This window comes from Citrobacter europaeus (assembly GCA_020099315.1).
Lineage (GTDB): Bacteria > Pseudomonadota > Gammaproteobacteria > Enterobacterales > Enterobacteriaceae > Citrobacter > Citrobacter europaeus.
The window spans coordinates 2,230,836-2,248,897 of record CP083650.1; the positions used below are offsets into that span (position 1 = coordinate 2,230,836).

Genomic DNA, 18,062 nt, shown 5'->3' on the forward strand with positions numbered 1-18,062 from the left:
GTGCAAAATGTATGGATAATCAAATCGTTTTCACACACTTATCTTTTCAGGTGTAATATCACTTTCTTGTCGGAAGTTAATTGCATTTCCTGCTGGCGATACAAATAATTACACATTCACTTAGTAGCCGGAATTGAGGGTATTTTATGCAGCATTCTGTTTCAGTAACCTGTTGTGCGCTGTTGGTAAGCAGCATTTCATTATCCTGGGCTGCTGATGTTCCCAGCGGAACGGTACTGGCAGAAAAACAAGAACTGGTGCGTCATATCAAAGACGAACCTGCGTCGCTGGATCCGGCAAAGGCCGTCGGGCTTCCTGAAATTCAGGTTATTCGTGATTTATTTGAAGGGCTGGTCAACCAGAATGAGAAGGGCGAGATTGTGCCCGGCGTCGCCACCCAATGGAAAAGCAACGATAACCGTATCTGGACCTTTACGCTGCGTGACAATGCGCAATGGGCCGATGGTACGCCGGTAACGGCCCAGGATTTTGTCTATAGCTGGCAGCGTCTGGTTGATCCGAAAACGCTGTCGCCGTTTGCCTGGTTTGCTGCGCTGGCGGGAATTAGCAACGCGCAGGCGATCATCGATGGGAAAGCCTCTCCGGATAAGCTCGGCGTTAGCGCGGTTGATGCGCGTACATTAAAAGTCCAACTGGATAAACCGCTGCCCTGGTTTGCCAATCTGACGGCGAGTTTCGCGTTTTATCCGGTACAAAAAGCTAACGTTGAGAGCGGTAAAGAGTGGACCAAACCGGGCAACCTGATCGGTAACGGCGCCTATGTGCTCAAAGATCGCGTCGTCAACGAAAAACTGGAAGTTGTGCCGAATACGCATTATTGGGACAACGCCAAAACGGTGCTGCAAAAAGTGACCTTCCTGCCAATTAACCAGGAATCGGCAGCAACCAAGCGCTACCTTGCTGGTGATATCGATATTACCGAGTCCTTCCCGAAAAACATGTATCAGAAATTGTTGAAGGATATCCCGGGCCAGGTTTACACCCCGCCGCAGCTTGGTACTTACTATTATGCCTTCAATACCCAGAAGGGACCGACGGCAGATTCACGCGTGCGTCTGGCGCTTAGCATGACTATCGATCGTCGTCTGATGGCGGAGAAAGTTCTGGGAACCGGTGAAAAGCCCGCATGGCATTTTACGCCGGATGTCACGGCAGGATTTGTGCCGGAACCTTCACCGTTTGAGCAAATGAGTCAGGAAGAACTGAATGCGCAGGCGAAAACGCTGCTGCGTGCGGCGGGCTATGGTCCACAGAAACCGCTTAAACTGACGCTGCTGTACAACACCTCTGAAAACCATCAGAAGATCGCTATTGCTGTCGCGTCGATGTGGAAGAAAAATCTCGGCGTTGACGTAAAACTGCAAAACCAGGAGTGGAAAACCTACATCGATAGCCGTAATACCGGTAATTTTGATGTGATCCGCGCTTCCTGGGTAGGTGATTACAATGAGCCATCTACATTCCTGTCGCTATTAACCTCGACCCATACGGGTAATATCTCCCGCTTTAATAATCCTGCTTACGACAAAGTGTTGACCCAGGCTACTCTGGAGAATACGCAGAAAGCGCGCAATGTCGATTATAATGCCGCGGAGAAAATTCTGATGGAACAGGCACCTATTGCGCCGATTTATCAGTATACCAACGGACGTTTAATTAAACCGTGGTTGAAAGGATATCCGATTACTAACCCTGAAGATGTCGCATACAGTCGCACAATGTATATTGTGAAGCACTGAAATAGCTCGCTCGTTCGGGAAGTGGTACTGGCTATTTCCCGAACAAATAAGGCTGTGACGAAGGTGGGGTTATGAAAGCAATGGAAAAGTATCATCCGATAGATTGCGATCTTCATGATTACCTGGAAATCGCCTGTATGTACCACTATTTGTTGCGCATTGAGTTAACGGATAGCACATGTTTTGATGCCAAAGCGCTGACAACCTGTACCACCGCCGATAAAGAAGAATTTCTGCTGGTGGAGCTGCATGAAAATGAGCAAAAAATTCGTCTGGATTGTCTGTCATCAATCACCGCGCTGACGCCAGGGGCGTCGTTCAGCACAGTGAGATTTCGATGAGCCATACGGCCATATTGAAAGGGACGTAGCGCCGCCGCTACACGGTATAAATCCGGATGTCGTGCGCCTGGAAAGCCGTGGCATACTCTTTGCTGATATTTTCCTCGACGACAATTACATCAATATTGCTGCTTTCAGTGACGACATAACGGGCAACTGCCGGGATTTTCTCCGCCGTCAGCGCGACGATAGTTTCATTACACTGCTTGATCACCGCTTTTTTGAACTCACAATCCGCGTAATCAAATCCCGTTAATCCGGACTCGGGCGACATCGCGCAGCCGCCAATAAATCCCTGATCGAATAAAATACCCTGCACCTGTGAGATGGCTGGGGCGCCCACACACCCTCCCGAAGATCGCTGTACCGCGCCGCCCAGCATAATGACCTCAAACAACGGCTTTTTTAGCAAAGCGGCAGCAATCTCCGGTGAGTTTGTCACTACGGTTAACGCCAGCTCGGCGGGCAGGGCTTCTGCCATCGCCAGGTTGGTACTGCCGGTGTCAATAAAAATGCAGCTTCCCGATTTGACCAACCGGGCACATCTCTGCGCGATGTTGCTCTTTTTCGCCACATTAATATTCTTGCGCACGGTGATGTCTTCGGACTCAGGGAGTGCAATGACCGCGCCGCCATAGACCTTTTTGCACACGCCATCTTTACTCAGTTCATGCAGATCACGGCGGATTGTATGTTCAGAAACACCTAACCTGCTGGCAAGTTCGGAACAGATGACTCTGCCGTTTTCCTGCAGGATCTGATAGATAAGCGCCTGGCGTTGTTCCGGGAACGCTGCGTAATCGAGCATAAACACTCCAGAGAAAATAAAAATAGAGCAACAACAAGCATGATCGTGCATTATGGTTCGCGATGTCAACATCCCTGTGGGGAACCTATTTTTTTGGTTACAGCAAGTAGAGGTCAGCTATGAAGGTTGCGCATATCGCGTTATGGACATTGGATCTCGAGCAGCAAGCTCAGTTCTGGGTTACGTTTTTTGACGCAAGGATCAACGAAAAATACTGCAGTAAAACCAATCCTGGATTTGAATCCTATTTTGTCAGAATGGGTGAAGATATCGCGATTGAGTTAATGACTAAGCCCGGGCTGACAAAACATACTCCGGACAATAACACCTCAGGGTGGGTGCATCTCGCCATTTCCGTTGGCGGTAGCGAAAATGTTGATGCTATGGCGATGCGTGCAAAAGAACAGGGTGTATTAGTTTCTGGCCCACGCACCACAGGTGATGGCTATTACGAAGCGGTAATACGCGATCCGGACGGTAACCTGATTGAAATTGTGGCGTAGAGCTTAACGCAAGCGCCAGGAGATAAATCGTACGCTTATTATTAATGAGTATGATTCATAAGTTTGTCCTTCTTTCCACCTCTAATCACCAGCCTGTCGAGTCTCTATAATTTTTATAGTTTTCAGCATCCGGTGGCGCATGCCGCCACCGTTTTGGAGAGTCGAAATGCAAAATCAACTGAATACCGTGTCCAGCGCTGATGCGGAGATTATGAATCACCAATTTGATGGCAACAGCGTCTTTCCGCGAGGGGAGAAAAATGAAGCGTATGCGAAGTATTTCACTGGCGACAGCTATCTGACCATGCTCTCCAAGGAAGGTGTGGTAATTGGCAACGTAGCATTTGAGCCGGGTTGCCGTAACTTCTGGCATATCCATCATCAAGGGGGACAAATATTGCTGGTGACTGGTGGAAGAGGCTGGTATCAGGCATGGAGTCAACCGGCGCGTGAGCTGAAAACCGGTGACGTCGTACACATCCCGGCAGGCATGAAACATTGGCACGGCGCCGCGCGTGACAGCTGGTTTGCCCATATCGCGGTTGAAATCCCGGCGCCTGGCGCATCGAATGAGTGGCTGGAACCGGTGAGCGACGCTGAGTACAACCTGTTGCCCTGAACTATGCTGGTTCTGGTAATACCCAATCCCTGAGGAAATCTACATGGTCATGAACGTGAAGGGTTATGCCGCGCTGGCGGTGAAAGAAGATTTAGTCCCACACAGTTTTGTTCGTCGCGATCCGCGTGAAGATGATGTGGTTATCGACATCTTATACAGCGGTGTTTGCCACTCGGATATCCATAACGCCTACAACGACTGGGGTGGCGCTAAATATCCGATGGTACCAGGCCATGAAATCATTGGCCGCGTGATACATGTTGGTAAGTCGGTAACGAAATTTAAAGTGGGCGATCTCGCCGGGGTCGGCTGTATGGTCGATTCATGTCAACATTGTAGCGCCTGTGAACAGGGATTAGAGCAGTATTGCGAAGAAGGCAACACGCTGACGTATAACGATACCGATCGTCACGACGGTTTACCCACTTTCGGCGGTTATTCTGACAAGATTGTCGTGACTGAAAAGTTTGTTGTGAAGGTTCCTGAAGGTATCGATTTACGCGGTGCCGCACCGCTGCTATGTGCCGGGATCACCACCTGGTCGCCGCTGCGTCACTGGCAGGTTGGGGAAGGGAGTAAAGTCGCGGTTGTCGGGCTGGGCGGCCTTGGGCATATGGCGATCAAACTGGCTAATGCGCTGGGTGCTGAAGTCACGCTGTTTACGCGCTCGCCGGGTAAAGAAGCCGATGCCCGGCGTCTGGGGGCCCGCCATGTTGTACTTTCGACTGACAGCGAGCAGATGAAAGCCTCAGCGAATCAGTTTGATCTGATTATTGATACTGTCCCGTATGTACATGACCTGAATCCGTATATTCCAACGCTGGCGCTAAGCGGTACGCTGGTGCTGGTGGGTTATCTGGGGGCATTGGATCCCTTCGTGAACTCGGTACCGTTAATCCTCGGACGACGGTCTGTAGCGGGATCGGTTATCGGCGGTATTGCTGAAACCCAGGAGATGCTGGATTTCTGCGGCCAGCACGGTATTACAGCCGATGTTGAAGTGATCAATATTCAAGATATTAACCATGCCTGGCAACGGATGTTGAAAAGCGATGTCAAATACCGCTTTGTAATTGATATTGCTTCATTGAAATAAATACAAATAAAGACGCGGATTTCCGCGTCTTTTCTTTTGTTAGTGTGTCGAGGACGATGCTTCAGGATTATCCATATACAGTGTCTGGCTGGGGAAAGCAAAGTCGGCGCCGTTTGACTGGACAATCGAAATAATTTTCAAATAAACGTCTTGCTGTACCGCGAGCCATTCCTTCCAGACGGTGGTTTTCGTGAAGCAATACACCATGATATTCAGCGATGAATCGGCAAATTCATTGAAATAAACCAGCAGGGTTTGTTTCTGGTCTATTCCCGGATGATTTTGCAGCATTTGTCTGACCGATTCGACAACAGCAGCGACTTTATCGGCATCTTCATATCGTAACCCGATCACCGTTTTGATGCGGCGGTTCGTCATCCTGCCTGGATTTTCTACGCTGATGGAGGAGAAAATCGAGTTTGGGACATACAACGGACGATGATCGAAGGTGTTTATTTTGGTCATTCGCCAGCCGATTTCCGTAACCGTGCCTTCAATATTGCGGTCTGGAGAACGGATCCAGTCGCCGATGCTAAACGGTCTGTCAAAATAGAGCATAATTCCTGAGAAAAAGTTGCTCAGAATGTCTTTGCCCGCCATACCGACAGCGATACCGCCGATGCCGCCAAAGGTTAACAGGCCGGATAAGCTCATGCCGAAATGCTCGCCATACAGCAAAATGATGGCAACGATGATGGTGATCTTGATAATTCGCGACAGGATCCTCGCGCTGGTGATATCTCTGCCTTTATTGATCTGCGTCTTTTCAAACTGATTAATCACCAGAAAAAGTTTGATAGTCAGGATTAGCGCAATCAACGAGGTGCAGATAAAGTCGACCACGCTGGGGGAGATAAATTTCAGGCTGTAGCTTTCGATAACGTTATTAGCAATACTGCCAAACGTCCCGATGATAATGGCATAGACAAAAAATTGCGCTGCGTGAAATATGAATCCTTTACAGCGCCGCTCTCCACGATGATACCAGACGCTCATCAGGACCAGCGCTGCGCAGCTGCTGAGAATTACCGTCAAATTAAACGCATTATTTATAAACAGTTCAGCGATCATGATTCTTCCAGGTAGCTCCGTGGTAGTTAAATATCATCTGACATCCTCATCATCAAATATTTTACTCAGTTCAGGCGGTCAGATCATTAATCATCAGGAGAGATATATAATGCAATTAGCGCTATTTTCGGGGAAATAGCGCAGGCATCACCTTTGTGAGCAGTTTATGTAGCAGACAGTCAGTTGATGTCATGGTATTGTTAGCGCAAAGTAACAGGGTTTTCATCTGCAAAAGGACAGTACTATGATCATGGCTAAGCTGAAGACAGCGAAGGGACGGAAGTTTCTGTTGTGCCTGCTTGGGGTGTTTATTATCGCAGCGTCGGTCGTGACGCGAGCGACGATCGGTGGCGTTATTGAACAGTATGACATTCCGCTATCCGACTGGACCGCTTCAATGTACGCCATTCAATCTGCGATGATTTGTGTCTACAGTATGGTATTTACGATTCTGTTGGCTATCCCGCTGGGTATCTATTTCCTCGGCGGTGAGGAACAGCATTAAACGTTTGTTATGCCGGATGAGGTCGCCATCCGGCATTGAGTTGAGCGGTTAATCGTCTTCTTCGTCGTCCAGTTCAACGGGCGTCTGATATTCATCCGGCTTGATGACCAGCAGGTCGCAGCGTAGATGATCGATAACCTGTTCTGCGGTGTTACCAAGAAACGCGGCAGAAATCCCGGTACGACCAACGGTCCCCAGTACCACAATACCCGCCTGCAAGTGCTCGGCTAAATCGGGAATGACCTCTTCAGGCAATCCTTTTTCAACGTGCGTCACTTTCTCATCGATACTGAATTTCTGGCGTAACGCCTTCATGGCCAGCAGATGCTGTCCACGGATCGCATCGTTATAAACGCTGGGGTCAAATTCAGGCAGTTCAATTGCGATGTTGATTGGCGTAACAGGATAGGCGCCAACTAAATGCACTTCAGTATGGTTAACCTGTTCTGCCAGTTGGATCGTTTCTTTGACCAGTTTTTCATTGAGCGCATTGTGATAAGGCTCTTCACTGGCGAGGTTAACCGCAACCAGCGCTTTGCCACCTTCAGGCCACGGCTGGTCTTTGACCATCCATACCGGACTTGGGCATTTCCGCAATAAATGCCAGTCGGTGGGGGTGAAAATTACGGCTTCGAGGCGGTCGTGTTGGTGCGCCATCTTGAGGACCAGGTCATGTTGAGCGCTAATGACTTCCTGGATGATGGCTTCAAAGGGACGGTTGTGCCATACCACTTTAATTTCAAGGGGGATCCCTGCTTCGATATAGTATTTCGCTTGTTCACGGATCCATGCTGTTCGTTGACTGATGACCCCCTGACGCATTGCCGTACGCTCATCGGGCGACAGCAGGGTAGTCATCTCGTAGGAAAAGTCATAGATCGGCAAAAAGGCTTTAATTTTGCCACCAATCCGTTGATGCAAATAAACAGCTCGCCGTAATGCTGGTTGATCGTCCTGGTTCGGGTCGATGACGACCAGCATATTTTTATACATAGCCATACAGGGTCTCCTTACAACTGTCACTGCAGTTTGTAATTAAAAGAGTAACCCAATAATGTGGATTGAAACAGGGGATAACCTCCTGCCAGATCAATAAATCGGGAAAATTTAGCGATTTGACAGAAGGATAACAGAGATGCTTGCGGAAGGATTACGCAACGTTACGCGTGTGGCCAGCAAGAACTGCCAACGCGTCGCTATTCTCAATAGTGATGTATTTACCTTTCACTGCCAGCATACCGCTTTTCTGGAAACGACCCAGCAGGCGGCTGATGGTTTCGACCGTCAGACCGAGGTAGTTACCGATGTCGCCACGGGTCATGGTCAGGCGGAATTCACGAGGCGAGAATCCACGCTGGGCAAAGCGACGAGACAAATTGTAGATAAAGGCCGCCAGGCGCTCTTCTGCATTTTTCTTCGACAACAGCAGGATCATGTCCTGGTCGCCTTTGATTTCGCCACTCATCAGACGCATCATCTGCTGACGCAGATTTGGCATTTTGCCGGACAGGTCATCAAGGGTTTCGAAAGGAATTTCGCATACCATTGAGGTTTCCAGCGCCTGGGCAAAGCTCGGGTGATGTCCGCTGCCAATCGCGTCAAAACCGACCAGATCGCCCGCCAGATGGAAGCCAGTAATCTGCTCATCGCCTTGTTCGGTAATGGTATAGCTTTTAATCGTTCCGGAGCGGATAGCATAGAGTGATTTAAGCTCATCACCTGCTTTAAAGAGCGTCTGCCCCTTTTGGATAGGCTTTTTGCGCTCGATGATGTTATCGAGCTGGTCAAGCTCATGCTCGTTAAGTGTGAACGGGATGCAAAGCTGGCTGATGCTGCAATCCTGGCAATGGATAGCACAACCGCCAGACTGAATGCGCCGTATAATTCGCTTTTCCGGGATCATAGGTCTGCTCAAGCCGTAATTGATATTTGTCAATTTTAACATCTTTTTGGTGAGCACGTAAGCCTGAGCTACTCCCAATAGAGAATAATTCAGGCATAACTGGAGTGAATGTTTGTATCTGCTTGATTAACCACACTTAATTCGGGGTCGCATTATGCGGAAGTGTGATGAATAAGGCATTAATTGCCTGGAATCTAGAGTAGCAAATAACCTTCGTGGCGCAATAACCACTCTTTTCGTTGTACGCCACCGGCATATCCGGTCATGGTGCCGTTACGTCCGATGACACGATGACAGGGGACCACAATGCTTACTGGATTGGAGCCATTAGCTGCACCGACGGCTCTTGCAGCGCCGGGGCGTCCCAACTGTTCGGCCAACTGACCATAGTGCATGACCTGCCCACAGGGGATAGTGCGTAATGCTTGCCAGACTTCACGCTGGAAAGGCGTGCCAGCGGTTGCCGTTTCCAGCGTGTCAATAATGCTGAGGTTCCCGGCAAAATACTCCGAAAGCTTATCGCTTAATCCGCCGGGGTTTTTGTTTGCAATGCGCAGATAACCTTGCGCGCGGTAATGAATATCCAGCAATTGTTCCATACGATCGCGGTGCTGATCCCATTCCACCGCGCGCAGGCGAAATTGCTCATCACAAATAACCCACAGCGGGCCCAGCGGCGTGTCGATGATGTCTTCCAGTAAGTTAAGCATCCATATCTCTCATTACAGCGTTCAGGCGAGGTTACACATTATCACGCCAGTGACCGTCGCAGCTATACCCCTAAAAACGGAGATCGGCATGTCGTGAGTAGATCTTTTCAGCGGAGTGAAGCGGATGAATTACTGGAAATAATCGTAAACCGTTGTCGGTATAATTGTGCGCGGTTATGATAACGTTCGTCGTAATTCGCTGGAGGATGAAACATGAACCTTGATGATGCTTCGCTGTTTCTTGATGCTATGGGGGATGTTCAACCGCTGAAGGGCTGCGCCGATGTACACTGGCAGCCAACGCGCAATATCCGCACTCCAGCGCGTATAGATATGTTGCAACTGGACAACTTTCTCTCGACGGGGTTTCTCGATATTATCCCGTTGAGCGAACCGCTGGAGTTTCGTCGCGAAGGTTTGCAGCACGGCGTGACTGACAAACTGCGAAGCGGAAAATACCCGCAGCAGGCGAGCCTTAATCTCATCCGTCAGCCTGTAGAAACATGCCGTCAGATGTTATTCAGTTTTATACTGCAGGCGCAGCAAGATGGGTTACGTAACGTGCTGGTGATACACGGCAAGGGGCGTGATGATAACTCCCATGCCAATATTGTGCGCAGCTATGTGGCGCGTTGGCTGACGGAATTTGATGACGTACAGGCCTACTGCACCGCTTTGCCGCATCACGGCGGCAGCGGGGCATGTTATGTCGCATTACGTAAAACCGCGCAGGCAAAACAGGAAAACTGGGAGCGTCACGCTAAACGCAGTCGCTGAGCAACCTGGTTCATCAGGCGGCCAGCACTCTGTTCCTGCCTTCGTTCTTGGCTTTGTACAACGCGTCGTCCACGCGTTTGAATAATTCATCAATACTTTCGTTTGTTTCGTGCCGCGCAACGCCAATACTGACGGTAAAGCGGGGAAGACCAGGGAGCGTCACCCTGGCGACCGTTGCGCGGATCACCTCTGCAAGATTGAGTGCGGACTCCAGCGAGGTTCGCGGCAGAAGCAGTACAAATTCTTCACCACCCCAGCGAAAAATAAGATCGTCTTTTCGCGCACACGATTCCAGAGTGCGTGCCAGAGCGCAAAGCACCTCATCGCCTTTTAAATGACCGAAGAGATCGTTAATGCTTTTAAAACGATCGGTGTCGATCAACAACAGGCTGTAGTCCTGCGTCAATGAGATCGCATGCGTTGGTTCGGGCTCTGTTACCTGATAAAAATGTCGGCGGTTCAGTAATCCCGTTAAGGCGTCACGCAGTGCTGCTCGCTCAAGCTCCTGCTCCAGTCGTTTTTGTTCGGTAATGTCATGAATGATGCACAACATGAGTTTATTACCGTAGATTTCAATCGGTCCGGCGTAGGTTTGTACATGACGCGAGCTGCCGTCTGCCAGTTTATGAACAAAATGCAAAGGTTTATGGCCGCCGGGCAGGTGGGCGATTTCATGCATTACCGGCAGTATGTGGCGCCCCAGCATGTTGATTTCCCAGGTATGTTTCTGACACATCACGTCATGGCTGTATCCATAAAAATTGAGGGCACTGAGGTTCGCATCAACGATTAGGCCATCGCGGGACGGATCGATAAGTAACATTGGCGCGGAGTTGGTCTGGAAAAAACGCGCATAAAATCCCTGCTTTTTTCGTTGATAAGTTGCTGAACGGCTCGCTTTCAAACCCTGCGCTGCAGGCGTCTCAATGCCTTCAAAAAGGATGACGTCACCCACATCTGGCAACGTCCTGATCGACAGGCGACAGGCCATTGCGTTTTTTTCGCCGTCGCGATAAACCGTGAGAATTTCTACAATACCGTGATGATTTCTCAAGTCGCTGAGATACATAGTTAAATCATTTTGCGCATGTGTTGAAAATAGGCCGTTACGCAGTGGGGAAAAACAGAGATCCTGCATTAGCTCCCGTGCAGCGTTATTAGCGAAGACCAGCTCTTCGGTATGCGGCGAAACAATCCACACCGGAAAGGTTAATAAATCCAGTGAATTCAGCTCGGTTGTGCTCATCGATAATCCCGTTATCTTTATCTGCTGTGCAGCCCATTTAATGGCGAATATTTTAGATATCGCAGTCTCACAAGGTTATTGATTGTCGGTGAGACAAGGGTTGTACGACTGGCTTTTGTTTGATGCTGTTTTCTGGTTGTAGCAGTTCATGAATCTTATGCGCTGGCAGCGGTTTTGCAAACAGGAATCCTTGCAGCATGCTACACCCCATTTGGGTAAGAAGTATTTCCTGCTCCTGGGTTTCTATTCCTTCAGCTACTACGCGCATATTCATGGAGTGAGCTATATCAATAATGGTAGACACAATTTTTGTATTTTTGCTGTTCTCGCTAATATCTTTGACAAATATCCTGTCGATTTTTAATTCCCGCGCCGGGAGAGACTTCAACATCAATATATTTGAATAACCAGTGCCGAAATCATCAATAGAAACGGTGATCCCCAAAGCAGAAAAAGCATTCAGTATTTCAATACTGCGTTTTAAATTTTTTAGCGCAGTGCTTTCAGTGAGTTCCAGCGTAAGGCTGGCCGGTGAAAGTTGATATTGCGCCAGGGCATTACACACAACATCAATAATATCATGCTGTTCAAACTGGGCGGGAGAGAGGTTAACGGCAAGCGTCCATTCTGTATTTCCTTGTAATTTCCAGTGATGCAACTGCATGCACGCCTGCTGGATAACCCATTTGCCGACGGGAATAATCAGGCCCGTTTCTTCCAATGCAGGAAGAAATTCAGCTGGGAGCAGCATGCCGCGATCCGGATGATGCCAGCGTAATAGCGCTTCAAAGCCGGTCAGAGAATGATCTCCGGCAGTATATTTAGGCTGATACCATAGCTCAAACTGGTCGCGTTCAAGCGCTTGTGACAGTTCCTGAAGAAATGTCGGCGGCGTATCCGCGATAGCTTCCATCTCGGGACTATAAATAGCCCAGCCGTTTCTGCCCGCCTGTTTGACATGATACATCGCCATATCGGCCTTCACTTTTAGCTCATGCAGTGTAGAACCATGTTCTGGATAAATACTGCTCCCCGCGCTTAACGAAACCCGAATGGTATGTCCGAACAAGGTAAAAGGGTCGCCGATCGCATCGGCAATCCGCGCCAGCAGGGCAGAGATAGCCTGCTGATTGCAGTCCGGAACCAGCAGGATAAATTCATCTCCTCCCAGTCTTGCCAGCGTCATTGAGTCATCAAGGCAACTATAGATTCTTTGTGTACTGGCAATCAGCAACTGATCGCCGATGTGATGTCCCCAGGTATCGTTAACGACTTTGAAGCGATCGAGGTCGATGAACACCAACGCGAAATGCTGTTGATGCAGTTTGGAATGCCGCAGGCAGGCCTGTAAGCAGGTGTCTATTTGCGTTCGATTGGCAAGTCCGGTCAGCGCGTCGAAGTGGACCTGGTGTTCAAGCTGGCAATTCAACTGATGCAGATTGTCGGCCAGTCGGGAGGTGCGCAGTTGCGAATCCACCATCGAAACCACCAGCATGATCCCCAAAATAATCAGCGTGACAGCGCAGACCCACACAGAGAGTTCGAGGGTACTGAGCCCATCGTGTGCAGTATGTCCAAAATGGGTGAAGGATGCCGCTCCCATACCGGTGTAATGCATCGAGGCTATTGCCAGCGCCATAATAAGGGCAGCAATAAGCCGGTTAATCAGCGCGCGACGGGTGTTTTGGCGTAAATGGAAAGCCAGCCATAAGCCGACGCCAGACGCAACGATGGCAATGATCACCGAGAGTAAAATCAGTGAGTGATCCCATGCGATAGCCACATGTTCGATTATGGCGTACATGCCGACGTAGTGCATCGTGACAACGCCAGCGCTCAATATACCAGTGGCAATGACCAGCCGTTTTGTTGATAGCGTATGACCTGAAATAGCGATATTGATAGCGAGAGTCGCAGAAATGAGCGCAATAAAGAACGAAAACACCGTGAGTGCTAAGTGGTAATTGATCGGCATACTCATTTTCATGGCCAGCATACCGATAAAATGCATCGACCAGATCCCCATACCCAGCGTAGCGCCGCCAGAGAGTCGCCAGAAGGTAGATTCACGTCTGCTGGAGATTGCTACTTTACCCGCACTGTCGAGGGCTATAAAGGAGGCAATAAACGCGACAACAAAGGAAATCCCAATCAATACTGGGTCCCACGACACGTGCAACATCTTGCTACCTATCGAAAAAAAGCCGTGATGGTAAATCTAGCAGGTTTTGTCCAGTTAACCTGATAAAATCAGGTATGTTCTTGTGTTTTTACAATGAGTATTAGAAGTAAGGGCCAGATATTGAAAATAACAGGCCATTACTAATATATCTATTCATAAAAATTATAATTCTGTGTGTTTTATGCTCGTCACGTGCTCGCCATCACAAAAATCTGATAGCGGGCATCATCGTCTCTGTTTGCGGGATAAGGTACTGAGTTATTCTAAATAAACAGTGCAATTTATCGTCTTAAGTAAAAGGATCTCTGGCTCTCATTGAAAGTTAAGCTTTCATCACCGAGCTATGGAAATCTGTATTGCAGATGCTATAAAAATAACATCCACGTTATTTCTTGGTGTACAGGACTAAAATGTTAAATGATATTAGCGTCAGAACCTTTATTATTTTATTTCTGATCATTACGGCGGTTGCACTCAATCTTGTTGAAATAATTTTCTCCGCCACCCCAGAAATCATTATTGGCACTAATGCGGTAAGTATTATTTCTATATTGTGTTTATGGTGGTACATGACGAAATATCTGGTCATGCCGATTAATACGGTTAAAAGAAGCATTGAAGAAGTGACGTCCGGAAATCTGGCAATCAGTATTCCAGAGTTTGGCAATAACTGTGCGGGTAGACTAATTCCTGGTATCAATAGTTTATCAAGTAATATCTCAACACTCGTTAATGAGATCAGAACATCCTCGCAAACGGCGATGGCGCTCTCTGAACAGCTTGCAGAACGCAGCGCTGAGCTCTCTGTGAAAACAGAACAGCAATCCGGAGCATTGATGCAGACAGCTGCCAACATGGATGAAATAGCGGTTAATACGCGAAATAATGCTGATAACACGCAAATAGCCAGCGCCCAGGCAACAATTGCCACGCAATGCGCCCGTCAGGGTGGCGAATTAATGGTGCAGGTAGCGACAAATATGCGATCAATCACCGAATGCGCACAACAGATGACAGAAATTATTACGCTAATAGATGGTATTGCATTCCAGACAAATATTCTGGCCCTGAATGCTGCTGTAGAAGCGGCGAGGGCTGGTGAACATGGTAAAGGTTTTTCCGTGGTTGCCGGTGAGGTAAGAATGCTTGCGCACCGCAGCGCAGATGCAGCGAAGAATATTAAGCAACTGATTGCCCAAACCCATCAAAATGTTCAGCAAGGCGCAGCTGTTGTGCGTGAAGCTGAAAAAAATATGCATGATATTGTCGGAGGGGCCGGGCAATTAAACCAACTGATGAGCGAGATATTAACCACCACGCAGGAGCAGGAGAAAGGGATTATCAGAATCACCCATGCTCTGGCCGAACTGGAAAACGTAACCCAAAGTAATGCCATCATGGTTGATGAGCTTTCTGATTCCTCAGGTATCCTGAAAAATCAGGTGATTGACCTTCAATCGCGAACGCATAAATTCCGCTTAAGTCATGCTCTTGAGTCAGAAAGACGCCAGCAGGCTTAACTGGGGAATCTCGTAAACAGCGCCGCATTCGTCGGCGCTTTGCTTGTTATCAGATATTTTTATGAATCATTTCAGCACAATGGGACAATGAGATATTGCTTAACATATTCTGACGGCTAGACTAACGAAAAAAGCTGAATGTTTGTGGAGGCGCTGTGGAAGCCATTAAGGGAACGGATGTTAATGTGCCGGATGCCGTGTTTGCCTGGCTGTTGGATGGTCGGGGTGGGGTGAAACCACTGGAAGATAACGATGTTATCGACAGTCAGCATCCCTGTTGGCTACATCTTAATTATACTCATCCTGAAAGCGCGCAATGGCTGGCGACAACACCTTTACTTCCCAATAATGTGCGTGATGCGCTGGCAGGTGAAAGCACGCGCCCACGCGTCAGCAGAGTTGGGGAAGGTACGTTGATTACACTGCGCTGTATCAATGGCAGCACCGATGAGCGACCTGACCAACTGGTGGCGATGCGTTTATATATGGATGAACGTCTGATTGTCTCAACACGCCAGCGTAAAGTGCTGGCGCTGGATGATGTTGTCAGCGATCTCCAGGAAGGTACGGGACCGGCTGACTGTGGTGGTTGGCTGGTGGATGTTTGTGATGCGCTAACCGATCATGCCAGCGAATTTATCGAACAGCTGCACGACAAAATTATCGATCTGGAAGATAACCTGCTGGATCAGCAGATCCCCCCGCGTGGTTTCCTGGCATTACTGCGTAAACAGCTCATTGTGATGCGCCGTTATATGGCGCCGCAGCGCGATGTCTATGCTCGTCTGGCGAGCGAACGGTTGTCCTGGATGACTGACGACCATCGGCGGCGAATGCAGGATATCGCTGACAGGCTGGGGAGAGGGCTGGATGAAATAGACGCCTGTATTGCCCGGACCGGTATTATGGCGGATGAAATTGCACAGGTGATGCAGGAGTCTCTGGCTCGCCGAACGTATACAATGTCATTGATGGCAATGGTTTTTCTTCCCAGTACATTTTTAACCGGGCTGTTTGGCGTTAACCTCGGCGGTATCCCCGGCGGTGGCTGGCCGTTTGGTTTCTCACTTTTTTGTATTCTGTTAGTGGTCCTGATTGGTGGTGTTACTTTATGGTTGCATCGTAGTAAATGGTTGTAACAACTACGTTTTTTAGTGACTTTCTGGCATGAAAACGTCCTGGTTTTTGAGCGAGGTCAATAAACCATCTACCTATTCGGGGCAATATCTCTCTCGCAGGTGAATGCAACGTCAAGCGATGGGCGTTGCGCTCCATATTGTCTTACTTCCTTTTTTGAATTACTGCATAGCACAATTGATTCGTACGACGCCGACTTAGATTAGTCGGCTTTTTTTTGCCTGCATGAAATCAGCGTCTACCCTAAAAGAGTCAACCTGAATGACTGGAGGGGTATATGACCTGTCTGATTGCAACGTCGCACACTGATTCACTACCGACTGACCCGGTTCCCATTCCCGATCCCATTCCTCGTCCGCAGCCCATGCCGGATCCGCCGCCGGATGAAGAGCCGATTAAATTGTCGCATCGCGGGCGCAGATCTGCGAGGATACGCGCCTGCTGAATGTGAGTTTTTACCGCGAGATTAAATTGTGACCGCTTTTTCAACCCTGAATGTTTTACCTGCTGCCCAACTCGAGAATCTTCACGAGCTGGGATATCTTGAAATGACGCCTGTTCAGGCTGCTGCGTTACCGGCAATCCTGGCGGGGAAAGATGTTCGCGTGCAGGCTAAAACCGGCAGTGGCAAAACGGCGGCTTTTGGTCTTGGATTGCTACAGCACATCGATGCCGCGCTATTTCAAACGCAGTCGCTGGTACTGTGCCCAACGCGCGAGCTTGCCGACCAGGTTGCGGGTGAGCTGCGTCGCTTAGCGCGTTTTCTGCCAAACACCAAGATCTTAACGTTGTGCGGTGGGCAACCCTTTGGCGCACAGCGCGACTCCCTGCAGCATGCGCCACATATTATTGTCGCCACGCCGGGGCGTTTACTCGACCACCTGCAAAAAGGCACGGTTTCTTTAGACGCCCTGAATACGCTGGTTATGGATGAAGCCGACCGCATGCTGGATATGGGCTTTAGCGATGCGATTGATGATGTTATTCGCTTTGCGCCAGCATCTCGTCAGACCCTACTGTTTTCGGCAACCTGGCCGGAAGCTATTGCCGCCATTAGCGGCCGGGTGCAGAGAAATCCATTAACGATCGAAATTGATACGGTTGATGCGCTGCCGGCGATTGAACAGCAGTTTTTCGAAACCTCCAGCCACGGAAAAATTCCACTACTGCAAAAATTACTCAGTCAGCATCAGCCTGCCTCTTGCGTGGTTTTTTGTAATACCAAAAAAGATTGTCAGGCCGTGTGTGACGCACTGAATGCGGCGGGGCAAAGCGCACTTTCACTGCATGGCGATCTTGAGCAGCGCGATCGCGATCAGACGCTGGTACGTTTTGCCAACGGCAGTGCGCGCGTACTGGTTGCCACCGATGTGGCCGCGCGTGGTCTGGATATTAAATCACTTGAGCTGGTGGTGAACTTCGAACTGGCATGGGATCCGGAAGTCCACGTCCATCGTATCGGACGTACTGCGCGTGCCGGCAACAGCGGTCTGGCGATTAGCTTCTGTGCTCCGGAAGAAGCGCAGCGGGCCAACATTCTTTCTGAAATGCTGCAACTGAAGCTGAACTGGCTGCCTGCGCCGGCTAACGGCTCAATCCTGCCGCTGGAAGCCGAGATGGCGACGTTATGCATTGATGGCGGTAAAAAGGCCAAAATGCGTCCCGGCGATGTTCTCGGCGCGCTGACCGGCGATATTGGTCTGGATGGCGCCGACATCGGCAAAATTGCCGTTCATCCGGCGCACGTCTATGTCGCCGTTCGCCAGACTGTAGCGCATAAGGCGTGGAAGCAATTGCAAAACGGTAAGATTAAAGGCAAGACTTGCCGGGTTCGGTTATTGAAATAACTGCCCGTTGGGGCGCCTGATGGCGCTCCGCTTATCA

Annotated in this window: 18 protein-coding genes; 11 read left to right on the forward strand and 7 right to left on the reverse strand. The window is 49.3% G+C overall.

Annotated features, from left to right (window positions below):
- Nucleotides 1-146 precede the first annotated feature (146 nt).
- On the forward strand, nt 147-1,760 hold the full coding sequence (gene mppA / locus LA337_10570) for a murein tripeptide ABC transporter substrate-binding protein MppA (protein ID UBI18094.1): 1,614 nt from the start codon (nt 147-149) through the stop codon (nt 1,758-1,760).
- A gap of 71 nt (nt 1,761-1,831) precedes the next feature.
- Entirely contained in the window at nt 1,832-2,101 is a 270-nt protein-coding gene (locus LA337_10575; protein ID UBI18095.1) for a Rho-binding antiterminator, read from the forward strand.
- Nucleotides 2,102-2,138: 37 nt separating this feature from the next.
- Here the strand turns inward: LA337_10575 and LA337_10580 are convergent, their stop codons facing one another.
- Entirely contained in the window at nt 2,139-2,909 is a 771-nt protein-coding gene (locus LA337_10580) for a DeoR/GlpR family DNA-binding transcription regulator (protein ID UBI18096.1), read from the reverse strand.
- 119 nt (nt 2,910-3,028) lie between these two features.
- Between LA337_10580 and LA337_10585 the strand changes: the two genes are divergently transcribed.
- The 3 genes from LA337_10585 to LA337_10595 all read left to right on the forward strand — a co-directional run bounded on the left by LA337_10585 (nt 3,029) and on the right by LA337_10595 (nt 5,127).
- Complete coding sequence (locus LA337_10585; GenBank protein UBI18097.1) at nt 3,029-3,412, forward strand: VOC family protein; 384 nt, start codon at nt 3,029-3,031, stop codon at nt 3,410-3,412.
- Nucleotides 3,413-3,623: 211 nt separating this feature from the next.
- On the forward strand, nt 3,624-4,031 hold the full coding sequence (locus LA337_10590) for a cupin domain-containing protein (protein UBI18440.1): 408 nt from the start codon (nt 3,624-3,626) through the stop codon (nt 4,029-4,031).
- 49 nt (nt 4,032-4,080) lie between these two features.
- The gene (locus tag LA337_10595) at nt 4,081-5,127 is read left to right on the forward strand and encodes an NAD(P)-dependent alcohol dehydrogenase (GenBank protein UBI18441.1); all 1,047 of its coding nucleotides are present in this window, start codon (nt 4,081-4,083) and stop codon (nt 5,125-5,127) included.
- Nucleotides 5,128-5,166: 39 nt separating this feature from the next.
- On the opposite strand, the gene LA337_10600 is transcribed toward LA337_10595, so the two are convergent.
- The gene (locus LA337_10600; GenBank protein ID UBI18098.1) at nt 5,167-6,198 is read right to left on the reverse strand and encodes a mechanosensitive ion channel family protein; all 1,032 of its coding nucleotides are present in this window, start codon (nt 6,196-6,198) and stop codon (nt 5,167-5,169) included.
- A 244-nt stretch (nt 6,199-6,442) separates the two neighbouring features.
- Here LA337_10600 and LA337_10605 point away from each other — a divergent pair, with 244 nt between their 5' ends.
- Nucleotides 6,443-6,703: a DUF2534 family protein gene (locus LA337_10605; protein UBI18099.1), complete on the forward strand. Its 261-nt coding sequence runs from the start codon at nt 6,443-6,445 to the stop codon at nt 6,701-6,703.
- 48 nt (nt 6,704-6,751) lie between these two features.
- Here LA337_10605 and uspE read toward each other — a convergent pair whose 3' ends face one another.
- From uspE to ogt, 3 genes are all read right to left on the reverse strand, one after another.
- Complete coding sequence (uspE, locus tag LA337_10610) at nt 6,752-7,702, reverse strand: universal stress protein UspE (GenBank protein UBI18100.1); 951 nt, start codon at nt 7,700-7,702, stop codon at nt 6,752-6,754.
- Nucleotides 7,703-7,853: 151 nt separating this feature from the next.
- Entirely contained in the window at nt 7,854-8,606 is a 753-nt protein-coding gene (gene fnr, locus LA337_10615; GenBank protein ID UBI18101.1) for a fumarate/nitrate reduction transcriptional regulator Fnr, read from the reverse strand.
- A 194-nt stretch (nt 8,607-8,800) separates the two neighbouring features.
- A complete protein-coding gene (gene ogt / locus LA337_10620; protein ID UBI18102.1) occupies nt 8,801-9,316 on the reverse strand; it encodes a methylated-DNA--[protein]-cysteine S-methyltransferase in 516 nt (171 codons plus the stop codon).
- Nucleotides 9,317-9,529: 213 nt separating this feature from the next.
- On the opposite strand from ogt, the gene smrA reads away from it, so the two are divergent.
- The gene (smrA, locus tag LA337_10625; GenBank protein ID UBI18103.1) at nt 9,530-10,093 is read left to right on the forward strand and encodes a DNA endonuclease SmrA; all 564 of its coding nucleotides are present in this window, start codon (nt 9,530-9,532) and stop codon (nt 10,091-10,093) included.
- Between the two features lie 13 nt (nt 10,094-10,106).
- Here smrA and LA337_10630 read toward each other — a convergent pair whose 3' ends face one another.
- Entirely contained in the window at nt 10,107-11,339 is a 1,233-nt protein-coding gene (locus tag LA337_10630) for a sensor domain-containing diguanylate cyclase (protein ID UBI18104.1), read from the reverse strand.
- Between the two features lie 67 nt (nt 11,340-11,406).
- Nucleotides 11,407-13,521: an EAL domain-containing protein gene (locus tag LA337_10635; protein UBI18105.1), complete on the reverse strand. Its 2,115-nt coding sequence runs from the start codon at nt 13,519-13,521 to the stop codon at nt 11,407-11,409.
- 410 nt (nt 13,522-13,931) lie between these two features.
- Between LA337_10635 and LA337_10640 the strand changes: the two genes are divergently transcribed.
- The 4 genes from LA337_10640 (at nt 13,932) to dbpA (ending at nt 18,025) form a co-directional block, all read left to right on the forward strand.
- Nucleotides 13,932-15,041, forward strand: coding sequence for a methyl-accepting chemotaxis protein (locus tag LA337_10640; GenBank protein ID UBI18106.1), 1,110 nt, complete (start codon nt 13,932-13,934; stop codon nt 15,039-15,041).
- Between the two features lie 155 nt (nt 15,042-15,196).
- A complete protein-coding gene (gene zntB / locus LA337_10645; GenBank protein ID UBI18107.1) occupies nt 15,197-16,180 on the forward strand; it encodes a zinc transporter ZntB in 984 nt (327 codons plus the stop codon).
- Between the two features lie 275 nt (nt 16,181-16,455).
- The gene (locus LA337_10650) at nt 16,456-16,623 is read left to right on the forward strand and encodes a hypothetical protein (protein UBI18551.1); all 168 of its coding nucleotides are present in this window, start codon (nt 16,456-16,458) and stop codon (nt 16,621-16,623) included.
- A 28-nt stretch (nt 16,624-16,651) separates the two neighbouring features.
- Nucleotides 16,652-18,025 (forward strand): ATP-dependent RNA helicase DbpA, encoded by a 1,374-nt coding sequence (gene dbpA, locus LA337_10655; GenBank protein ID UBI18108.1) that lies wholly within the window; start codon nt 16,652-16,654, stop codon nt 18,023-18,025.
- Nucleotides 18,026-18,062 lie beyond the last annotated feature (37 nt).

What these genes read in the sequence shown, in the direction of transcription:
- LA337_10605 (UBI18099.1), top strand. Translation starts at nt 6,443, where the DNA reads ATGATCATGGCTAAGCTGAAGACAGCGAAGGGACGGAAGTTTCTGTTG.
- smrA (UBI18103.1), top strand. Translation starts at nt 9,530, where the DNA reads ATGAACCTTGATGATGCTTCGCTGTTTCTTGATGCTATGGGGGATGTT.
- uspE (UBI18100.1), bottom strand. Translation starts at nt 7,702, where the DNA reads ATGGCTATGTATAAAAATATGCTGGTCGTCATCGACCCGAACCAGGAC.
- LA337_10600 (UBI18098.1), bottom strand. Translation starts at nt 6,198, where the DNA reads ATGATCGCTGAACTGTTTATAAATAATGCGTTTAATTTGACGGTAATT.
- LA337_10580 (UBI18096.1), bottom strand. Translation starts at nt 2,909, where the DNA reads ATGCTCGATTACGCAGCGTTCCCGGAACAACGCCAGGCGCTTATCTAT.
- LA337_10640 (UBI18106.1), top strand. Translation starts at nt 13,932, where the DNA reads ATGTTAAATGATATTAGCGTCAGAACCTTTATTATTTTATTTCTGATC.
- ogt (UBI18102.1), bottom strand. Translation starts at nt 9,316, where the DNA reads ATGCTTAACTTACTGGAAGACATCATCGACACGCCGCTGGGCCCGCTG.
- LA337_10585 (UBI18097.1), top strand. Translation starts at nt 3,029, where the DNA reads ATGAAGGTTGCGCATATCGCGTTATGGACATTGGATCTCGAGCAGCAA.
- LA337_10635 (UBI18105.1), bottom strand. Translation starts at nt 13,521, where the DNA reads ATGTTGCACGTGTCGTGGGACCCAGTATTGATTGGGATTTCCTTTGTT.
- mppA (UBI18094.1), top strand. Translation starts at nt 147, where the DNA reads ATGCAGCATTCTGTTTCAGTAACCTGTTGTGCGCTGTTGGTAAGCAGC.
- LA337_10630 (UBI18104.1), bottom strand. Translation starts at nt 11,339, where the DNA reads ATGAGCACAACCGAGCTGAATTCACTGGATTTATTAACCTTTCCGGTG.
- fnr (UBI18101.1), bottom strand. Translation starts at nt 8,606, where the DNA reads ATGATCCCGGAAAAGCGAATTATACGGCGCATTCAGTCTGGCGGTTGT.
- LA337_10575 (UBI18095.1), top strand. Translation starts at nt 1,832, where the DNA reads ATGAAAGCAATGGAAAAGTATCATCCGATAGATTGCGATCTTCATGAT.
- LA337_10590 (UBI18440.1), top strand. Translation starts at nt 3,624, where the DNA reads ATGAATCACCAATTTGATGGCAACAGCGTCTTTCCGCGAGGGGAGAAA.
- LA337_10595 (UBI18441.1), top strand. Translation starts at nt 4,081, where the DNA reads ATGAACGTGAAGGGTTATGCCGCGCTGGCGGTGAAAGAAGATTTAGTC.
- LA337_10650 (UBI18551.1), top strand. Translation starts at nt 16,456, where the DNA reads ATGACCTGTCTGATTGCAACGTCGCACACTGATTCACTACCGACTGAC.